General features: G+C 57.8%; 17 protein-coding genes. 10 read left to right on the top strand and 7 right to left on the bottom strand.

All coding sequences use genetic code 11. The features are described from left to right. Nucleotides 1-22 precede the first annotated feature (22 nt). The 8 genes from AC0TOF_RS10250 (at nt 23) to AC0TOF_RS10215 (ending at nt 9,308) form a co-directional block, all read left to right on the top strand. The gene (locus tag AC0TOF_RS10250; RefSeq protein ID WP_473768155.1) at nt 23-1,447 is read left to right on the top strand and encodes a M20 family metallopeptidase; all 1,425 of its coding nucleotides are present in this window, start codon (nt 23-25) and stop codon (nt 1,445-1,447) included. 72 nt (nt 1,448-1,519) lie between these two features. Further along, nucleotides 1,520-3,136 (top strand): ABC transporter substrate-binding protein, encoded by a 1,617-nt coding sequence (locus AC0TOF_RS10245; protein WP_473768154.1) that lies wholly within the window; start codon nt 1,520-1,522, stop codon nt 3,134-3,136. A gap of 125 nt (nt 3,137-3,261) precedes the next feature. Then, nucleotides 3,262-4,338: an ABC transporter permease gene (locus tag AC0TOF_RS10240; RefSeq protein ID WP_473768153.1), complete on the top strand. Its 1,077-nt coding sequence runs from the start codon at nt 3,262-3,264 to the stop codon at nt 4,336-4,338. Nucleotides 4,339-4,348: 10 nt separating this feature from the next. Then, entirely contained in the window at nt 4,349-5,281 is a 933-nt protein-coding gene (gene nikC, locus AC0TOF_RS10235) for a nickel transporter permease (protein WP_473768152.1), read from the top strand. 5 nt (nt 5,282-5,286) lie between these two features. Then, a complete protein-coding gene (locus AC0TOF_RS10230) occupies nt 5,287-6,150 on the top strand; it encodes an ABC transporter ATP-binding protein (RefSeq protein ID WP_473768151.1) in 864 nt (287 codons plus the stop codon). Beyond that, nucleotides 6,147-6,944: an ABC transporter ATP-binding protein gene (locus AC0TOF_RS10225; protein WP_473768150.1), complete on the top strand. Its 798-nt coding sequence runs from the start codon at nt 6,147-6,149 to the stop codon at nt 6,942-6,944. Before AC0TOF_RS10230 ends, AC0TOF_RS10225 begins: the two co-directional genes overlap by 4 nt. Then, nucleotides 6,941-7,942 carry a serine hydrolase domain-containing protein gene (locus tag AC0TOF_RS10220; RefSeq protein WP_473768149.1) on the top strand — a complete coding sequence of 334 codons (1,002 nt, stop codon included), beginning with the start codon at nt 6,941-6,943 and terminating at the stop codon, nt 7,940-7,942. The genes AC0TOF_RS10225 and AC0TOF_RS10220 overlap by 4 nt, the downstream gene beginning before the upstream one ends. 19 nt (nt 7,943-7,961) lie before the next feature. Beyond that, entirely contained in the window at nt 7,962-9,308 is a 1,347-nt protein-coding gene (locus tag AC0TOF_RS10215) for an MmgE/PrpD family protein (RefSeq protein ID WP_473768148.1), read from the top strand. Between the two features lie 5 nt (nt 9,309-9,313). On the opposite strand, the gene AC0TOF_RS10210 is transcribed toward AC0TOF_RS10215, so the two are convergent. Next, nucleotides 9,314-10,261, bottom strand: coding sequence for a LysR family transcriptional regulator (locus tag AC0TOF_RS10210; RefSeq protein WP_473768147.1), 948 nt, complete (start codon nt 10,259-10,261; stop codon nt 9,314-9,316). A 270-nt stretch (nt 10,262-10,531) separates the two neighbouring features. Between AC0TOF_RS10210 and AC0TOF_RS10205 the strand changes: the two genes are divergently transcribed. Next, the gene (locus tag AC0TOF_RS10205) at nt 10,532-12,238 is read left to right on the top strand and encodes a dihydroxyacetone kinase family protein (RefSeq protein WP_473768146.1); all 1,707 of its coding nucleotides are present in this window, start codon (nt 10,532-10,534) and stop codon (nt 12,236-12,238) included. 65 nt (nt 12,239-12,303) lie between these two features. On the opposite strand, the gene AC0TOF_RS10200 is transcribed toward AC0TOF_RS10205, so the two are convergent. Further along, the gene (locus AC0TOF_RS10200; RefSeq protein WP_473768145.1) at nt 12,304-12,600 is read right to left on the bottom strand and encodes a hypothetical protein; all 297 of its coding nucleotides are present in this window, start codon (nt 12,598-12,600) and stop codon (nt 12,304-12,306) included. A gap of 251 nt (nt 12,601-12,851) precedes the next feature. Here AC0TOF_RS10200 and serA point away from each other — a divergent pair, with 251 nt between their 5' ends. Next, on the top strand, nt 12,852-14,090 hold the full coding sequence (gene serA / locus AC0TOF_RS10195; RefSeq protein ID WP_122001035.1) for a phosphoglycerate dehydrogenase: 1,239 nt from the start codon (nt 12,852-12,854) through the stop codon (nt 14,088-14,090). An 18-nt stretch (nt 14,091-14,108) separates the two neighbouring features. Here the strand turns inward: serA and AC0TOF_RS10190 are convergent, their stop codons facing one another. The 5 genes from AC0TOF_RS10190 to AC0TOF_RS10170 all read right to left on the bottom strand — a co-directional run bounded on the left by AC0TOF_RS10190 (nt 14,109) and on the right by AC0TOF_RS10170 (nt 19,542). Next, complete coding sequence (locus AC0TOF_RS10190; protein ID WP_473768144.1) at nt 14,109-14,606, bottom strand: peptide deformylase; 498 nt, start codon at nt 14,604-14,606, stop codon at nt 14,109-14,111. 93 nt (nt 14,607-14,699) lie between these two features. Beyond that, the gene (locus tag AC0TOF_RS10185; RefSeq protein ID WP_473768143.1) at nt 14,700-15,827 is read right to left on the bottom strand and encodes an acyl-CoA dehydrogenase family protein; all 1,128 of its coding nucleotides are present in this window, start codon (nt 15,825-15,827) and stop codon (nt 14,700-14,702) included. Further along, nucleotides 15,827-17,017, bottom strand: coding sequence for an acetyl-CoA C-acyltransferase (locus AC0TOF_RS10180; protein ID WP_473768142.1), 1,191 nt, complete (start codon nt 17,015-17,017; stop codon nt 15,827-15,829). The genes AC0TOF_RS10185 and AC0TOF_RS10180 overlap by 1 nt, the downstream gene beginning before the upstream one ends. Nucleotides 17,018-17,090: 73 nt before the next feature. Then, nucleotides 17,091-17,858 (bottom strand): 3-hydroxyacyl-CoA dehydrogenase, encoded by a 768-nt coding sequence (locus AC0TOF_RS10175; protein ID WP_473768141.1) that lies wholly within the window; start codon nt 17,856-17,858, stop codon nt 17,091-17,093. 10 nt (nt 17,859-17,868) lie between these two features. Continuing rightward, entirely contained in the window at nt 17,869-19,542 is a 1,674-nt protein-coding gene (locus AC0TOF_RS10170) for an acyl-CoA synthetase (protein WP_473768140.1), read from the bottom strand. Between the last annotated feature and the right edge of the window lie 90 nt (nt 19,543-19,632).

The raw sequence follows: 19,632 nt of genomic DNA, 5'->3' as shown, positions 1-19,632 counted from the left end.
AGCATTGTTGGGAGAGTACGCCGTGAAGAATGGTGAAGAGATCTGGGATCTGGTGGACGCGAAGAAGGCTGATTTCGAAGCCTTGAGCGATCGTGTCTGGGGCATGCCCGAGATCGCCTATACCGAATACAAGTCCTGCGCCGAACATACCGGAATGTTGAAGGAGCAAGGTTTCCGCATCACCGAAAATGTGGCTGGTATCCCGACCGCCGTGATGGGCGAAGCGGGCGAGGATGGGCCAGTTATCGCCATCCTGGGTGAATATGACGCTTTGCCGGGCTTAAGCCAGGAAGCGGGCATTGCCGAACCGCGTCCGATCCCCGGCACGGGACATGGCCATGGCTGCGGCCACAATCTTCTGGGCTCCGCCGCTATTCTGGCGGCGACAGCCGTCAAGGACTGGCTGGAGAAAACCGGCAAGAAAGGGCGCGTGCGCTATTATGGTTGTCCGGCAGAAGAAGGCGGTGCGGCCAAGTCGTTCATGGCGCGCGCAGGCGCTTTCGATGATGTCGACATTGCGATCTGCTGGCATCCGGCTTCGTTTACGCAGGTCGATGACGCGCAGTCGCTTGCCAATACCCGCATGGATTTCGAATTCACCGGACGGGCCTCCCATGCCGCCGCGGCACCGCATCTGGGGCGTTCGGCTCTGGATGCGGTGGAGCTGATGAGCGTCGGCTGCAATTATCTGCGCGAACACATCCCTTCCGATTGCCGTCTCCACTACGCCTATCTCAATGCGGGCGGCATCGCGCCGAATGTCGTACAGGCCAAGGCCAAGGTGCGTTATGCCATCCGCGCCACCGACCTGCCCGGCATGTTTGCCCTTAATGAGCGCGTCAAGAAAGTTGCACACGGCGCTGCAATGATGACGGAAACGACTGTCGATATTTCCATCATGAGCGCAGTTTCGAACCTGCTCGGCAATACACCGCTCGAAATCGCGATGCACTCCAACATGGAGCGTCTGGGCGGGGTGCCGTTCGATGATGCGGATCGTGCCTTTGCGGCCAAGATTCAGGCGACGCTTTCAAAGGAGGACATCGAGACCGATTATCTGCGTGTCGGCCAGCCTTTGGCGGAAAATGAGCCGCTTTGCGACTATGTCCTGCCGCGCGAACAGAAGGGTGTGCCGATGATCGGCTCCACCGATCTGGGCGATGTAAGCTGGGTCGTGCCGACTGTTCAGGCTCGCGTGGCGACGCATGCAATCGGCTCGCCCGGCCATTCCTGGCAGATCACCGCGCAAGGCAAGATGCCGGCCGCGCATAAGGGCATGGTCTATGCCGCCAAGGTAATGGCCGGCACCGCGCTCGATGTTCTACAGGACGAGAAAATCCTGAACGACGCCAAGGCCGATCACAAGGCCCGCACGGCGAAGACACCCTATACCTGCCCGATCCCGCCTGAAGTCAACCCGCCGCTCCAGCCGCGCCCGGTTGATTGACCGAAAGCCGTTCGTGCCGCGCGTTCGCGCGCGGCGCCTCTTGTAAAAGTCTAATCATAAAAGGGGATAAAAATGCCAAGACAGAAGACATCCATCCTGCGCCGCACCACAGCGCTAGCACTTGCTGCCGGTATGGGCGCTATGACGTTCACGGCTGAAGCCGCATCACCGCCCAATGCGCTCGTCATGGCTTGGAATATCGACGCTATCAGCACTTTCGATCCGGCACAGATCGGCGAAGCCGCAACCAATGAAATTATCCAGAACATCTGCGACCCTCTGGTTGATTTCGATCCGGCTGACGAAACCAAGATCGTGCCGCAGCTGGCAAAAAGCTGGGACGTTTCGCAAGATGGCTTGCAGATCACGTTCCACATGCGCGACGACCTGAAGTTCGACAATGGCGACAAAGCGACGGCGGGCGACATGGCCTGGTCGCTCCAGCGCGCGGTCAAGCTCGGTTTCGGAAATGCCGCAACGCTGACGGAATATGGTTTCACCAAGGACAATGTGGATCAGACCATCTCGGCACCGGACGACAACACGGTCGTTTTCAAGCTGGACAAGCCTTACCCGGTCAATCTCATTCTGGCAGCAATCGCCGCCAACCGTGTCGCCAGTCTTCTGAACCAGAAAGTGCTGATGCAGAATCAGGTCGATAACGACATGGGCAACAAATATCTGGCCACCCGCTCGGAATGCGTTGGCCCTTACAAGCTGATGCGCTGGAACCCGGCTGAAGTGGTTATCCTTCAGGCGACGGACAATTACTGGGGCGAAGCGCCGAAGCTCAAGCAGGTGCTGATCCGCCATGTCTCGGAAGCGGGAACCCAGCGACTGCTGCTTGAAAAAGGTGACATCGATATTGCCCGCGATCTGACGCCGGAAGACCTGCGCGATCTGGAAACGCAGGACAAGGTAACTGCTTCCCGTTCGCTGAAACCATCGCTGTTCTACTGGAACTTCAACAATGCCGATCCGATTTTTGCCAATGAGAAGGTGCGCCTCGCGATGCGCTATCTCATCGACTATGAGGGTCTCGGCAAGACGGTCATCAATAATGTCGGCGTGCCGCGTGCGAGCTTCGTGCAGCTCGGCGCCTTCGGCGCGCTGGACGAAAAGGAAGGTCAGCCTTTCAAGCTCGACGTGGAAAAGGCCCGCGAATTGCTGAAGGAAGCCGGTTACGAGAAGGGCTTCGAAACGACGATGTTCATCAGCACCGCGCCTTATGCGGCTCCGATTGCCCAGAGCATTCAGGATGCAGCTGCCAAGGTGGGTGTGAAGATCAAGATCGAGCGCATGGCCAATGCGCAATTGTTCAGCCGAATTCGCGGTCGCGAGTTCCAGACCTCGCTGATGGGTTGGCAGACCACCGTTCCGGATGCGCATGGCAATGCTTCGCGCCAGATTTTCAACCCCGACAACCGGGCTGAAGCCAAGCAGACCATGTATCCGAGCTGGCGCGCAAGCTATTTCAATGAGGCCGTGAACAGGCAAGTCGACGCTGCCCTGTTCGAGAAGGACGAGGCCAAGCGCAAGCAGATGTATATCGATCTGCAAAAAGAGATGATGGAGAAGGGGCCGCACGCCTTCATTTTCCAGATCTACAATGTCGCTGGCGTCAACAAGGCCATGAAGAACTGGAGCTGGAACGGCTTCCGCGTCTACTACGATCTCGCCGCGAAATAACGAGAATGGTACTCCCGGTGGCTTCCCTCGAAGCTGCCGGGACCTGTTTCGACGGATGACCATATGGCCGCTTGCTTCGCTACTTTGGCCCGGCATCCCGTTTTTCTCTTTCCGGGAATTTGCAGATGACGACGCACGAAATCATGGAAGATGTGGAGGAGGCCGACCGTAATGGGGAAGCCGGACCTGTGCTTCTGTTTCTCGCCGCCACCGCGCGTCTGATCGTTTCAGTGGCAATTACGCTTCTGGGACTGGTCACGCTGACCTTTTTCATCAGCCGTCTTTTGCCGCTCGATCCGGTCATTGCCATGCTGGGAGACAATGTTTCCCAGGAAGCCTATGACACGATGTATCGCAAGCTGGGGCTCGACCAGCCGTTGATCGTACAATACGGCCTGTATCTTAAGAACGCGCTGCTGTTCGATTTCGGCAACGCACTGACTTCCGGCCGTCCGGTGCTGGAGGATATCGGTCGCGTTTTTCCCGCCACCATTGAACTTGCGACTGTAGCCATCGTCATCGGCACCACGCTCGGCATTCCGCTCGGCGTTTTCTCAGCCATGTATCGCAATTCGTCGCTGGACCATGCCGTGCGCATGGTTAGTCTGCTCGGTTATTCTACGCCGAATTTCTGGCTGGGCCTGATGGCTCTGCTGATTTTCTACGCCACACTCGGCTGGATCGGTGGGCCGGGCCGGATCGATTTTATCTATGAATATTCCGTTGAACCCACCACCGGTTTTCTGCTTCTCGACAGCGCGATGCAGGGCCAGTGGGATGCGTTCTGGAACGCGGTAAGCCATATCATCATGCCCGCGCTGATCCTCGCATTCGGTTCGATGGCCTATATCAGCCGCATGACGCGCGGCTTCATGATCGAGCAGCTCAATCAGGAATATATCATCACCGCTCGCGTCAAAGGACTGTCCTGGGCGCGCACCGTCTGGGGCCATGCTTTCCGTAATGTCGCGGTTCAGGTCGTGACGGTCGTGGCGCTATCCTATGCGTTCCTGCTGGAAGGCGCGGTGCTGACCGAAACGGTGTTCGCATGGCCGGGCTTCGGGCGCTACCTCACCAATGCGCTTCTGGCGGGCGACATGAACGCGGTGGTCGGCTGCACGCTTATCGTCGGCATTCTGTTCGTCGGCATCAATCTGATCAGCGATCTTCTGTATCGCGTTTTCGATCCCCGCACACGATAGGAAACAGCCGATGAGCACGCACACCAGCACATCGCCGGCGCAAGCTTCCGGTTCCCTGCGGGACTGGCTGACCGCCCCCGTACCCACGTCTGCCTTTCAGGCCAATATACAGCAGTTGCGCCGCTCCTGGTTCAAGCTGATGGCCAACACATCTGCCGTCTTCGGTCTGGCAGTGATCGTGCTTCTGGTGTTGGTGGCCATTTTTGCGCCCCTCATCGCCACGCACGATATCGGCGCCAATAATCTCGCCAATCGGCTGCAACCGCCGTCATGGGAACATTTTTTCGGTACGGACGAACTGGGGCGCGATATTTTCAGCCGCCTTGTTTATGGCTCGCGCATCACACTTTATATCGTGACGCTGACCGCCATCATCGCGGCCCCCATTGGTCTCGTCGTCGGTACGACTGCGGGCTATATGGGCGGCTGGGTTGATACGGCGCTGATGCGCATTGTCGATATTTTCCTTGCCTTTCCCAGTCTCGTGCTGGCACTGGCCTTTGCCGCAGCGCTCGGGCCGGGCATCGAGAACGCAGTCATTGCCATTTCACTCGCCGCATGGCCGCCGATCGCACGCCTTGCTCGTGCCGAAACATTGACCATTCGCTCATCCGATTATGTGGCCGCTATTCGCCTGCAAGGGGCTTCCACCATGCGGGTGATTGCGAAACATGTCGTGCCGATGTGCATCCCCTCTGTGGTGATCCGCATCACGCTCAACATGTCGTCGATCATTCTCACCGCCGCCGGTCTTGGTTTTCTCGGACTTGGCGCGCAGCCGCCAAGCCCGGAATGGGGAGCGATGCTTTCCAGCGGTCGCGAATTCATGATGACCTCGTGGTGGCTTGCCGCTGTGCCAGGCACCGCGATCCTGCTGGCGAGCCTTGCCTTCAACCTGTTCGGCGACGGCTTGCGTGACGTCCTCGACCCCAGAAACGGATAAGATCAATGACAAAACCATTGCTTGAAGTCGACGATCTGTGGGTGTCGTTTCCCGGTACGGACCGCAGCATCGATGTCGTTCGCGGCATCAGCTTTTCCATCGGACGCGAAAAGGTCGGCATCGTAGGCGAATCCGGCTCCGGCAAATCGATGACCGGGCGCTCGATCCTCAAGCTGACGCCAAAGGCGGCACAGATCCGCGCTAGGACTTTGCGTTTCGGCGAGATTGACCTGCTGTCGGCCAGCGAGCGCCAGATGCGCAGTGTGCGCGGCAACCGGATTTCGATGATCCTTCAAGACCCGAAATATTCACTCAACCCGCTGATCCGTATCGGCGATCAGATCATGGAAGCCTATCGTCTGCACCATCGGGTGAAACCGGCGGAAGCACGGCAGAAAACGCTTGCCATGCTGGAGGCTGTGCATATTCGCGATCCCGAACGTGTCATGCGTCTGTTCCCGCACGAGATTTCCGGCGGCATGGGCCAGCGTGTGATGATCGCCATGATGCTGATCCCCGAACCGGACATGATCATTGCCGACGAACCGACTTCCGCGCTCGATGTGACGGTACGGCGCCAAGTTCTGACCGTGCTCGACGAACTGGTCAGCCGTTCGGGCACCGGGCTGATGTTCATCAGCCACGATCTCAATCTGGTGGCGGATTTCTGCGACCGGGTGCTGGTCATGTATGCGGGGCGCATCATGGAAGACCTGCCCGCGAAGGATCTGCATAAAGCGCGCCACCCCTATACACAGGCGCTGCTGGCCAGCCTTCCGCGGCTCGACCATCCGGTCGATATGCTCAAGGTGCCCGAACGCGACAAAAGCTGGCTGACCGAGCCGACGCTGGTGGGAGAAAACGCATGACACAGGCAGCCAATTCCCCATTCGTGGATGTTTCGGATCTCTCCATCAGCTTCGGCAAAGGACGCAAGCGCGCCACCGTCGTCAGGAAGGTGAAGTTTCATATCGAACGCGGCGGAGCTTACGGTCTGATCGGTGAATCCGGTTGCGGTAAATCCACGATCCTGCGCGCTTTGGCCGGTCTCATCCCGGATTATCAAGGCAATTTCGTCTTTGATGGACAGAAGATGGGCGGCGGGCGCGACAAGGCATTTTTCCGCCGCGTGCAGATGGTGTTTCAGGATCCTTATGCATCGCTGCATCCGCGCAAGCAGGTGCACAAGGTGCTGGCGGAATCGCTTGCCATTCACGGCATGGATCGCAGGGACGAGCGTATTCGCGACATATTGCAGGCGGTCGGGCTCGGCCCGAGTTTCCTCTATCGCTATCCGCATGAACTGTCTGGCGGCCAGCGCCAGCGCGTCGCCATAGCGCGTGCCTTGATCATCGAGCCGGATGTGCTGCTTCTCGATGAACCGACTTCCGCGCTCGACGTTTCCGTGCAGGCGGAAATTCTCAATCTGCTCAAGGTGCTGCGCCGCGAGCGCAATCTCACCTACCTCATGGTTTCGCACGATCTCGCGGTGGTGGCGCATATCTGCGAGCGTGTGGGTGTCATGCACAAGGGCATCATTCTGGAAGAATTGACGGCGGACGATCTGCGTCATTCGCGCGCCAAGGCTGAATATACGCAGGAATTCCTGCAAGCCAGCGTGGAAGCCGTCGCACATAATCAGACTAGGGAAATACGGGTATGAACTATCATGCAGTGGCCAATCCGGGACAGGAATGGGAGCGTCTGAAGAGCCCCGCTGCGGCGGGCTGGTCGGAAGCCGGACTTCGTGCCGTTGACGCCTGCGCGGACGGGCAGGAAACCGATGCCCTGATGATCGTCCAGGGCAACAAGATCGTCCATACATATGGCGACATCACGCATAAATATCTTTGCCACTCCATTCGCAAGAGCATCCTTGCCGCGCTGATGGGCCAAGATGTGGCCGACGGCACCATTGATCTCAGCCTGACGCTGGAACAGCTCGGTATTGACGATAATGAAGGCTTGAGCGACGTCGAAAGACAGGCGACGGTCTACGATCTTCTGACTGCGCGTTCGGGCATCTACCATCCGGCAGGCTACGAGACGCCATGGATGCGGATGATCAAGGAGAAACGCCATTCCCATGCGCCAGGCACCTTCTGGTGCTACAACAACTGGGATTTCAACGCGCTTGGCACCATTTTCGAGCAGTTGACCGGCAAATCCGTGCATCAGGCTTTTGACGAACGCATCGCAAAGCCGCTTGGGCTTGAAGATTTCGCACTTGGCGGCGACAAGCCGGACGGCTGGCACGATCGCTTTACAGAGAGCCGGCACGCCGCCTATCCGTTTCGCCTCTCAACCCGCGATCTGGCGCGTTTTAGCCAGCTTTATCTGCGCGACGGACGCTGGAATGGCGAAGCCATATTGCCGGATGGCTGGGTGCGGGAATGTGTCATGCCGTATTCCCACGCCGGTGCGCGGGGAGCTTATGGGTATATGTGGTGGCTGGAGCGGGATGGTGTGTTTTTTCCCGGCGTGGTGACGCCGAAAGGCAGTTATGCGGGCTTTGGCGCCGGCGGTCATTTCTGCATTGTGCTGCCTGCGCTCGACATGGTGATCGTGCATCGTGTGGACACGGACATCGCCGGACGCCAGTTGAACCGGCACAAGTTCGGGCGTCTCCTCAAGCTCATTCTCGATGCATTTAAAGGGTGACCCCATGCTGCGAGAGGAGATGACCGTCGCAACCGCGATCGCTTCGGCATGCGCGAGGCCTGCAACGAGCGACAAAGCGCGTGAACTGGCACGCGATGCCATTCTGGACACTCTGGCCTGCATGGTGGCAGGCCGCGACGATGACAGCACACAGAGCGTGGCCATGGCTTTTGCCGGTCACAACATGGGCGGCGATGCGCCGCTGATCACCGGAGGCAAGGCCAGCCCGATGCTTGCGGCACTCGTCAACGGCACCGCGGCGCATGCGCTCGACTTCGATGATAATTTCCTGCCGGGTATGAGCCACGCCTCGGCGGTCATTGTACCCGCAATCATGGCTCTTGCCGAACTGGACAAGACGACGGGCGCTCGCCTGATTGATGCCTATCTGGCGGGCTTACAGGCACAGGCGCTTGTGGGCGAAGGACTGGGGCAGGCCCATTATACGGCTGGCTGGCATGGCACCTCGACGGTGGGCAGTATAGGCACAGCTGTTGCTACCGCCCATATGCTTGGGCTCGACATTATGGCGACGGCACAGGCGATTACCATTGCAGCCAGCTTCGCTTCCGGCACCAAGGGCCAGTTTGGTACGCTGATCAAGCCGTTCCATGCCGGTATGGCGGCGCGCAACGCTGTTGAGGCTGCCTTGCTCGCAAAGGCGGGAATGCAGGCTCGACCGGACATTCTGGAAGGCGAGCAGGGCATTCGAGAACTGTTCGCGGGTGATCCGCGTCTCGGCTGGAACATAGAAGAAATCCTCACCGACAAACCGCATGTGATTGAAACGACAGGCGTGATGCCGAAACGGCATCCCTGTTGTGGCTCCACGCATATGATCGTCGACGGGTTGCTTGATCTGCAAGCCGAGCACAAATTCGCCGCAGACGATGTTGCAGCAGTCGATGCGCTGGTCGGGATCGCGAACTATCGCAATCTCGCCTATACGCAGCCGACCGATCAGATGCAGGCACGCTTCTCCATGCAATATTGCGTGGCTCGCGCCCTGCGACAAGGGTATCTCGCGCTGGCGGATTTCACGCCGCAGGCGGTTCAGGCTTTCGCGGGCGACCCGCTTTCCGGCGTTGTCGTCATGCGCAGCTATCCGGAGGAGGAGGAACGGGCATCGGCGGAAAAACTACCGCATGTCGCCACCGTCACGCTGAAGGACGGTCGCGTGCTGCGTACATCGCGCGGCTTTGCCGTCGGCACTTTGCAACAACCATTCAGCGCAGACGATCGCATGCGCAAGTTCCTTGACTGCTGCTCGGCGCTTCCCGCCGCAAGCCAGATCTATGCGGACTTGCAGCGCCTTGACGGTGTCTCCGACCTAAAAGCCGTAGCCGCGCTCTTTCCGCTGGGGTGAGCCGTTCAGCCCGGCTCCCGCGCGGGGTTTTCGGCAGCGTGCCCGCTTTTCTGGGAAACCAGCAGCGAGGCACGTCGCCAGAAAAGCTCCGCCTGCTTGTTTCTGAACTGGGGCGTTCGATAAACGCGAATATCAATCAACAGGTCGGTATTCGTTTCGCCTGCCCGTACCAGAACGCCGCGCTTCATTTCATCGTCGACGAGGCTCGCCGGCAGCCATGCCACCCCGTAGCCCGAGACTGCCATTGCCTTCAACGCAACAGACATTCCGTTTTCGTAAACGGTATTCAATTGAAAACCGTGCTTTTCGAACAGCCAGGGCAAGGCAAGGGAAAAGAACGAATTTCCACGGTAGCTGAGGAAGTCTGTAGGCCGTGATTTGTCCTTGAGATTGTGCAGCGCCAGCCCCTGCGGTGTGGGGGCGGATACCGGAATGACCGTCTCGGTTCCCAACGGCAGAAACGGATAACTTCCAAGATCGTCCATCTGGGGAACGGCCGGATGCGCATAGGTTAGAAAGAAGTCGCAATGCCCGCTGACGAGCGTCGAAATATTGCCGACGAACGATGAATGTGGATCGGCAAAACGGGTGCGGAACGAAGCGCCGGAGGCTTCGATCCGGGCCATCCAACGCGGGAAGAAGGTGAGCGACAACGTATTTAGAGTTGCGAAGGAAATGATTTCCCAAGTGGCACTATAGCCGTCACTGACACTCTTGCGGGCGCTGAGCAGCACTTCGAGGGCATCCTGGGCTCGCGGAAGAAAACTTTCTCCCGCCTTTGTCAGGCCTATCGGATTTGACGAGCGGTCAACCAGTGGGAGGCCAACCCAGTCTTCAAGCTGCTTGATGCGTTTGCTGAGCGCAGATTGCGTAATATTGCGGTCTCCAGCCGCGCGGGAGTAGCTCCTGTGCTCGGCGAGACTGACGAAATCTTCAAGCCATTTCAGTTCCATAGTCCGTACCGATGCATGAGATAACCACAAGTGAGCCCGTTCCGGTTATAACGCGATCCGGCTCGGTTGAGGTAGACCTCATCTGATGTTTTGGATCAAACGGTAATCTGGCTGAGAGCGGCGAATATCAGCATGGCGCTGGACCGCAGTTTCGCCAGCCCATTTTATGCGACATTATGGTGGCGGAGGGCTTTCCGTTTCGGCTACAAATCGTGACTACTCGCACCGCATTCCGCCTAGCGGCGATGACCCAGACCAAGGACTGTTTCAATGACGACGATTTTCGATGCGCCGGAAGAGTTTGCCTCGACCGCTCTTGCCGGGTTTGCCAGTCTCTATAGGCGCTATGTTCGTCACGTGCGTGGTGGCGTTGTTCGCTCGACAAAGGTGCCTCAAGGCAAGGTTGCTGTGGTCGTGGGAGGCGGCTCCGGTCATTATCCGGCGTTTGCGGGGTATGTGGGGCCGGGCCTTGCGGACGCCGCTGTTGCTGGTGACGTATTCGCCTCACCGTCCACAGCGGCAGTGGCCCGCGTGTGCCGCCAAGCGCATAGGGGCGGTGGTATTCTTCTGGGCTTTGGCAATTATGCAGGCGATGTTCTCAATTTCGGCGTTGCTGCTGAGCGCCTGCGTGCCGAGGGGGTCGACGTACGCATCGTTCCCGTGACCGATGACGTGGCCAGTGCCCCGGCGGATATGCACGAGAAACGGCGCGGTATCGCTGGTGATCTGGTTGTGTTCAAGATTGCAGGTGCCGCTGCTGAGGCCGGTCTGTCGCTGGACGAGGTTGAACGGCTTTCACGTCACGCGAATGCGAACACCGTGTCTTTCGGCGTTGCTTTCAAAGGCTGCACCTTGCCCGGCGCTCCACGCCCACTCTTTACCGTACCGGAAGGTCAGATGGCTCTGGGTCTCGGCATTCATGGTGAACCGGGGATCAAGGAAGAGGCGATCCTGCCTGCCTCCGGTCTGGCGAGCCTGCTGGTGGAGAAGCTACTGGCGGAACGCCCCAAAGGAACGCAAAAAGTCGGCGTTGTCCTGAACGGCCTCGGCGCGACCAAATACGAAGAACTGTTTGTTTTGTGGACGGCGATTGCGTCGCTTCTGGAAAATGCCGGGCTTGATATCGTAGCTCCGGAGGCGGGCGAATTTGTTACCAGCCTTGATATGCAAGGCTGTTCGTTGACCCTTCTATGGCTTGATGACGAACTGGAGCGCTACTGGACGGCTGCTTGCGATACGCCGGTTCTGCGGCGCGGGGAAGCAATTGCAGTCGAGCCTGCGGACGATCTCGTTACCAATGAGGACGCAGTTCCTGATGTTGCTCAAGCGGATGAAGCAGGCCGCGCAGGCGGTTTGTGTGTTCAGGGCATTCTGAACGCTGTCGCTGACACGCTGGTCGAGGCCGAAGAAGAGCTTGGGCGCATCGATGCCTATGCGGGCGACGGCGATCACGGTCAGGGTATGCGGCGTGGTTCCGCTGCTGCAAAAGATGCCGCCGATCATGCGGTCAAGGCTGGAGCCGGGGCTGCAAGTGTGTTGGCTGTTGCGGGTGATGCATGGGCGGACCGGGCTGGAGGAACGTCCGGAGCGCTATGGGGACTTCTGCTGCGCTCATGGAGCGCAGAACTGTCCGACAATGGCAGCATCGATGATGGTGCAGTCGTTTGCGGCGGCAGGCGCGCGCTTGATGCCGTGACAAGTCTTGGTGGGGCGAAACCCGGTGACAAGACATTGGTCGATGCTTTCGTGCCTTTTGTGGAAACTCTCGAAAGCGAATTTGCATCAGGTGTGCCGCTGGCCGACGCATGGAATAAAGCTGCGGCGGCAGCGAAGGCAGCAGCCGAAGCGACAGCACCGCTTGTTCCGAAACTCGGTCGGGCAAGACCGCTGGCGGAAAAGAGCATCGGCCATCCCGATGCCGGCGCCATTTCACTGGCGCTGGTTGCGGAAACCATCGGCAAGACGCTGAAGAACTGATTGGGCGATTCAGGGGGCTGGCTTAAACTCAGCTCCCTGATGTGAGGCAATTGCTTGAATAGCGGTCAAGCCGGGAGGATTTGGTAGAAACTATCAAGTTTTCCCGGTTTCGAGTGAGCTACCAGCATGGTCAGTTTTTCCTGATCGAAAACGCGAAACCAGTCTTCCCACTCTACGATTTCAAGCCCGCCAGCGTCCAATGGCCGTTCGACGTCAGCAACAAATTCCGGCTCAAATACAATTCGCAGGACCGGAGCAGCATCGGGGTCTGTGGAGGTGTTGATAAAAGCCGGATTCCCGTTGCGAGCGGCCACCCAGTCCCGAATGGCTTCATGTGTGTCGAGGGTGATCGTTTCACTCATGGGAACGGTCCTCCGGTTGCAATTGTTGAAGATATACTTGGGTCGGTTGACCAGTGATTCACATGCGAGCTTGTTATTTGCCATCGTAGTCAGATAGGCGGCTGCGGTGTTCTGAAAAGACGTTGCTTCGTTCACTTTCTTCGTGAATCTGCAATCGGGATAAAATCTTTCAGTTCGTCCTGTTGACGACGGCTTTGCGTTCATTCATGTCGTAAACCGACTATTTGCTGTTACAGCCTGGAAATCCCCAAATGACCGAACGTCTCTCCCTCGCACGCGACCGCATCAATGTTCTTCTGCTGGAAGGCATCAGCCAAACGGCGGTCGATTACTTCAAGGCCTCCGGTTACACCAATGTCACGCATCTGCCGAAGGCGCTGGATAAGGCTGACCTGATCGAAGCAATTTCGTCAGCACATATTGTCGGTATTCGCTCCCGGACGCAGTTGACCGAAGAAATCTTTGCTGCGGCTAACCGTTTGATCGCGGTCGGTTGCTTTTCGGTCGGGACCAACCAGGTTGAACTGAAAGCCGCACGCAAGCGTGGTATTCCGGTCTTCAATGCGCCATTTTCGAACACCCGCTCGGTGGCGGAACTGGTGATTGGCGAAATCATCATGCTGATGCGCCGTATTTTCCCGCGTTCCGTATCGGCCCATGCAGGCGGTTGGGACAAGACGGCAACTGGCAGCCGCGAAGTGCGCGGCAAGACGCTCGGTATTGTCGGCTACGGCAACATCGGTTCGCAGGTCGGCAATCTGGCCGAGAGCCTCGGCATGACGGTCCGCTATTTCGACACTTCCGACAAGCTGCAATATGGCAATGTCAAACCGGCTGCGAGCCTTGATGAATTGCTCAAGACTTCGGACGTTGTCAGCTTGCACGTGCCGTCCAACAAGTCGACTTCAAAGCTCATTACAGAAGCAAAACTGCGCAAGATGAAGAAAGGCGCTTTCCTCATCAATAATGCGCGCGGTACGGTTGTCGATCTGGAAGCGCTGGCAAAGGTCCTGCAGGAGGGGCATCTCGCAGGTGCCGCCATCGATGTTTTCCCGGTTGAGCCGGCTTCCAACAACGACAAGTTCGTCTCGCCGATTCAGGGACTGGAGAATGTCATCCTGACGCCGCATATCGGCGGATCGACGGAAGAAGCTCAGGAACGGATTGGCACGGAAGTCACCCGCAAACTGGTCGAATATTCCGATGTCGGCTCGACCTTGGGCGCCGTCAACTTCCCGCAGGTGCAGTTGCCGCCGCGCCCGACGGGTACGCGTTTCATGCACGTGCATGAAAACCGCCCGGGCATTCTCAACAGCCTCGTGAATGTTTTCTCGACACATAACATCAATATCGCCAGCCAGTTTCTGCAGACAGATGGTGAGGTGGGTTATCTTGTTATGGAAGCTGACGGCGTCGGTGATGCCAGCGAAACGGTCTTGCAGGCCATTCGCGAAATTCCTGGCACCATCCGTGCCCGTTTGCTCTATTGAGCTTATTCGCAGCGCCAATTATCTTTGGCGCTGCAATTTCTCATAACGCTTGATGAGACGGTCGCGGCGCAATCGCGAAAGGCGCTGTATCCAGAAAATACCGTCGAGCTGGTCTATTTCGTGCTGGTGGCATACGGCGAGCAAGCCATCCGAGTCCTCGGTTTGTTCGTTCCCATCAAGGTCCTGATAGCGGATTTTGATACGGGCGTGGCGCTCGACGTCATCGACAACACCGGGCATCGAAACGCTGCCTTCCTGATGATGGATTTTATCGTCTGAGGCCCAGGTAATTTCAGGGTTCACGTAGAATTTCGGCTCCGATTCAGGTAGTTCCAGAACCACGAGACGCTTAGCGATACCGATATGCGGCGCGGTGATCCCGATGCCGGGCGCAGCCCACATCGTGTCGAGGAGATCGTTTCCCAGTTCCTGCAAAGCGCTGTCGAACAGGGTGACAGGTTCGGCTACGGTGCGCAGTCGTTTATCCGGATAGCTTACAATCGGGCGAACAGTCATCGGACCTCACATTTTGCTGCGGATATTTGCTTATCCACACGCTGTCTTTGGCCGATTTTCATTGTGACTTGCAAACATTATTGCAGGGGACGATCACAATCCCCGCGCAATAACGAGACGCTGTACGTCGCTGGTGCCTTCATAGATCTGGCAGACGCGAACATCGCGATAAATGCGCTCAACCGGATAGTCAGCCAGATAACCGTAGCCGCCGTGAATTTGGATGGCGGCGGAGCAGACTTGTTCGGCCATTTCGGACGCGACGAGTTTGGCCATTGAGGCTTCCGTCAAGCAGGGTTTGCCTGCCTCACGCAATGCAGCTGCATGCAGCACCATCTGCCGGGCCGCCTCAATTTTTGTTGCCATGTCCGCGAGACGGAACGCGACTGCCTGATGCTCGATGATTGGCTTGCCGAATGTAACGCGTTCCTTGGCGTAAGCACATGCGGCTTCAAACGCTGCGCGCGCCATGCCGACTGATTGCGCAGCAATGCCGATGCGCCCGCCTTCCAGATTGGCAAGTGCTATCTTGTAGCCTTCACCCTCTTCGCCCAGCCGATTTTCCGCTGGAATGCGCATGTTGGTGAAAGCGAGCGCACATGTATCGGACGAATGCTGGCCCAGCTTGTGTTCGACTGAAACAACCTCGTAACCCGGCGTATCGGTCGGCACAATGAAAGCCGAAATGCCTTTCTTTCCTGCCGTTGGATCGGTAACGGCAAACACAATCACGACGTTGCCGTTCTTGCCCGATGTGATGAACTGTTTGGAGCCGTCAATCACATAATGATCACCATCGCGGCGCGCACGCGTTTTGAGCGCGGAGGCATCCGAGCCTGCCTGCGGCTCCGTCAATGCAAACCCGCCGATCCATTCGCCAGAGGCCATCTTGGGCAGAAATCGCTGTTTCTGCTCTTCGGTGCCGAAACGCAGGATCGGAGCACAGCCAACGGATGAATGGACCGACACGATGGTAGAACACGCTCCGTCGCCAGCCGCTATCTCTTCCAGCGCCAGCGCATAGGCAACCGTCCCGAGATCGGAGCCGCCCCATTCTTCCGGCACAAGCATTCCAAGAAAGCCAAGCTCTCCCATTTCGGTGAGTTCTGCGCGCGGAAAAGCGTGTTCCCTGTCGCGTATGGCAGCTCCCGGCGCAAGCCGTTCCTGTGCGAATTGTCGGACGGCCTCGCGAATCTGCTCCTGCGTATCGTTCAAGAGCATCAAACGATCCTTTCTATGCCGACAGCGGTCGCTTCGCCACCGCCAAGGCAAATGCCGGCTACACCGCGCTTCAATCCATGGGTTTCAAGAGCCGAGAGCAAGGTGACAAGAATGCGGGCACCCGACGCGCCGATTGGATGGCCCAGCGCGCATGCGCCACCATGAATATTGACCTTGTCGTGCGGCAGATCGAGATCGCGCATGGCGGCCATGGCAACGACTGCAAAAGCTTCATTGATCTCAAAGAGATCGACATCACTGAGATTCCAGCCGATTTTCTCGGAAAGCTTGCTTATCGCCCCAATAGGAGCGGTGGGATAAAGGTTCGGCTTGTCGGCATGGGTTGCATGGCCGACCAAAACCGCACGCGGCGTAAGTCCGCGCTTTTCCGCCTCTGATGCGCGCATGAGGACGAGTGCAGCCGCTCCATCCGAGATTGAGGAGGAGTTGGCCGCCGTCACAGTGCCACCCTCGCGAAATGCCGGGCGAAGGGTCGGAATCTTGTCCAGCTTTGCCTTGCCGGGTTGTTCGTCGATCGAAACTTCAACGTCGTTGCGCCCGGTCCTTACGGTAACGGGCGTGATTTCGGCGGCGAAAAGACCGTCCTTGATAGCATTCTGCGCACGCGTCAGCGAGGCAATGGCGAATTCATCCTGGGCTTCACGGGTGAACTGATAGGCTTCCGCGCAATCTTCGGCAAATGTGCCCATCAGTCGGCCTTTTTCATAGGCATCCTCCAGCCCGTCGAGGAACATATGGTCGATAATCTGGCCATGCCCCATGCGATATCCGCCGCGCGCCTTGGGCAGCAAATAGGGGGAATTGGTCATGCTTTCCATGCCGCCCGAAACGATCACATTGGCGGAGCCAGCCAATAGCAGATCATGTGCCAGCATAGTGGCCTTCATGCCCGAGCCGCACATCTTGTTGACGGTCGTCGCGCCGGTGGAAACAGGTATTCCGGCCTTGATCGAAGCCTGACGCGCTGGAGCCTGTCCCTGACCGGCAGGCAGAACGCAGCCCATATAGACGTCTTCGACCGCTTCCGGTGCAAGGCCCGCGCCTGCAAGTGCGCCACGAATGGCGGCGGCACCAAGATCGATTGCCTGGGCATTGGCGAAATCGCCTTGAAAACCGCCCATGGGAGTACGGGAAGCACCGACAATGACAATAGGATCGCTGTTGGACATGATGGTTCCTCGCTGGTTCTTTCTGGATGCAATTCTGGATGGAAAACCGGTTTCCACTTTTCCTGGAATTGCTTTATTTCGCTGCCATGCGCAGTGCGCCGTCCAAACGGATGACTTCACCGTTGAGCATCTGGTTTTCCACGATATGGCGGGCAAGTGCCGCATATTCCTCCGGGCGTCCAAGGCGCGGCGGGAAGGGCACGGAGGCGCCGAGCGCATCCTGCACTTCCTGCGGCATGCCGGCCATCATCGGTGTGGCAAAAATTCCGGGCGCAATGGTCACGACGCGGATGCCGTGACGCGCAAGTTCGCGGGCGACCGGCAACGTCATTGCAGCAACGCCCCCCTTGGAAGCGGAATAGGCAGCTTGGCCGATCTGGCCGTCAAAGGCTGCAACTGAGGCGGTATTGATGATGACGCCGCGCTCCCCACCTTCACCGGGTTCGTTCCTTGCCATGGCTTCGGCGGCAAGGCGCAGCATATTGAACGTACCGATCAGATTGATCGAAATTGCGCGCGCGAAGCTTTCCAGTTTATGCGCGCCGTCGCGACCGAGAACCTTTTCGCCGGGCGCCACACCGGCACAATTGACGAGCACATCGACGCGCCCGAAAGCCTCAAGTGCGGCGGCAACAGCTGCTTTGCCATCCGCGTCGCTGGTAACATCGGTGCGGTGAAACTTTGCAGCCGCACCAAGTGCTTTGGCTTGGGTATCTCCTGCTTCCGCATTCACATCAAGAAGCACGACCTTGCTGCCTGCATCGACAGCCATTTTCGCAACCGCGGCACCGAGGCCAGAACCGGCGCCGGTAATCAGAAATACCTGATCCTTAATCTGCATATTCTTGTCCTCAGGCCTTCGTTTGTTGCTGTTTGTCGATTTCTGCCTTGCGCAGGAGAAACCGTTGAATTTTTCCACTTGGCGTCTTGGGAAGTTCGCTCAGAAAGTCAATTTCACGCGGATAGGCATGGGCGGAGAGCCGTTTCTTTACATGTGATGCCAGCTCATCCTTCAGTTCCTGCGTACCTTCGAAACCAGGCGCAAGGATAACGAATGCCTTCACAATTTCCGTTCGTTGCGGATCCGGTACACCCACGACGGCCGCTTCATTGACGGCTGCATGTTCGAGAAGGGCGCTTTCCACGTCGAATGGTCCAATGCGATAACCGGAAGATGTTATAACGTCATCAGCACGACCGATGAAGCTGATGGAACCATCCGGCTCGAATTCCACGGTGTCTCCAGTGCGATAGTAACCGCCCGCAATGGCTGGCGTTTCTTGGCGGTAATAACCGGAAAACCAGAGAAGCGGCGATTTTGCTATATCGACGGCAAGAATGCCGGGCTGGTTTGGGCCAAGTTCATTGCTCTGTTCGTCCAGAACCGCGATGCGATAACCCGGCATGGCGTAACCAGCAGAACCGTGTCGAACGGCGTGCTCTAGGCCATGATGATTGTTCACGACCATGCCGAGTTCGGTCTGGCCGTAATGATCATAAATAGGTGCATCAAGATGTGCATCGAACCAGCGAATAACCTCCGGGTTAAGTGGTTCTCCAGCACTCGAAACGACGCGCAATCGGCCTTTGACGCGCTTGGCTGCTTCCGGTCCTTCCGCCATCAGCAGCCGGAAAGCCGTCGGCGATCCAGCAAGGCTCGTAACACCGAGGCGCTCAATAATGTCGTAGGTGCTTTCCGCCGTAAAGCCGCCTTCATATAGTGTGGTTGCCATGCCAAGCTGTAATGGACCGGTCACGGCATAATAAAGACCATATGCCCAGCCCGGGTCGGCAATATTCCAGAAAACATCGTCAGAACGCAGACCAATGGCATCGCGCATATAGGCGGCGAATGCCATCAGCGCATAAAGCGGGACTGGCACGCCTTTTGGAAGACCAGCCGTACCCGAGGTCGACATCATCATGAACAGATCGCTGCCAGTACGAAGTACCGGGGGGCAGTCAACCGAAGCGGACGCAGTCGCTTCGCGAAAATCGATGTCACCGGCTGGCAGGCTTTCACCGGCTGCGAGGACGGTAGCGACGTTGGGGCAGTTTTCGATTTCTGAAAGCTTGGCGCGATTGGCCGTGTTGGTGACGACCAGTTTTGCACTGCTGGTTTTCAGTCGGTGTTCGATCGCTTTCGGGCCAAAGGCAGTGAAAAGCGGCTGATAGACAGCGCCGATACGCCACGCGCCGAGAATGGTTGCGATGAGTTCTGGCGTGCGCGGCAACAGACCCGCGACGACATCGCCAGCGCCGACACCTGCATCTTTCAACATGTTGCCGACACGAGCGGCCATGTCGCGCAACTGTTCGAAGGTGAATTCGGAAAGTTCGCCATTGGCTGCAATAGCGCGCAGAGCTACCCGGTTGTCGCCAGTATGCCGATCGCAGCATTCAACACAGGCATTGATGCCGGTTTCAGGATTGCCGTGAAGCTTTGCGATAGCATCTTCAATACGAAACTGCGCAACGGCGTCATCATAACGCGCCAGTCGCGCTGAAACGGGCGTTTCAGTCATCCAGTACAACCTCCCTGACCGCCACCTCCTCGTGGCCAACCATGCCTAGAGGTTAATCCGTTAGGCATTGCAAACAATGACATTAGATGC

The organism is Ochrobactrum sp. PL_is501 (genome assembly GCF_055816895.1).
Note: the sequence above shows the minus strand (reverse complement) of the source record. Positions and strands in the feature narration are given on the sequence as shown.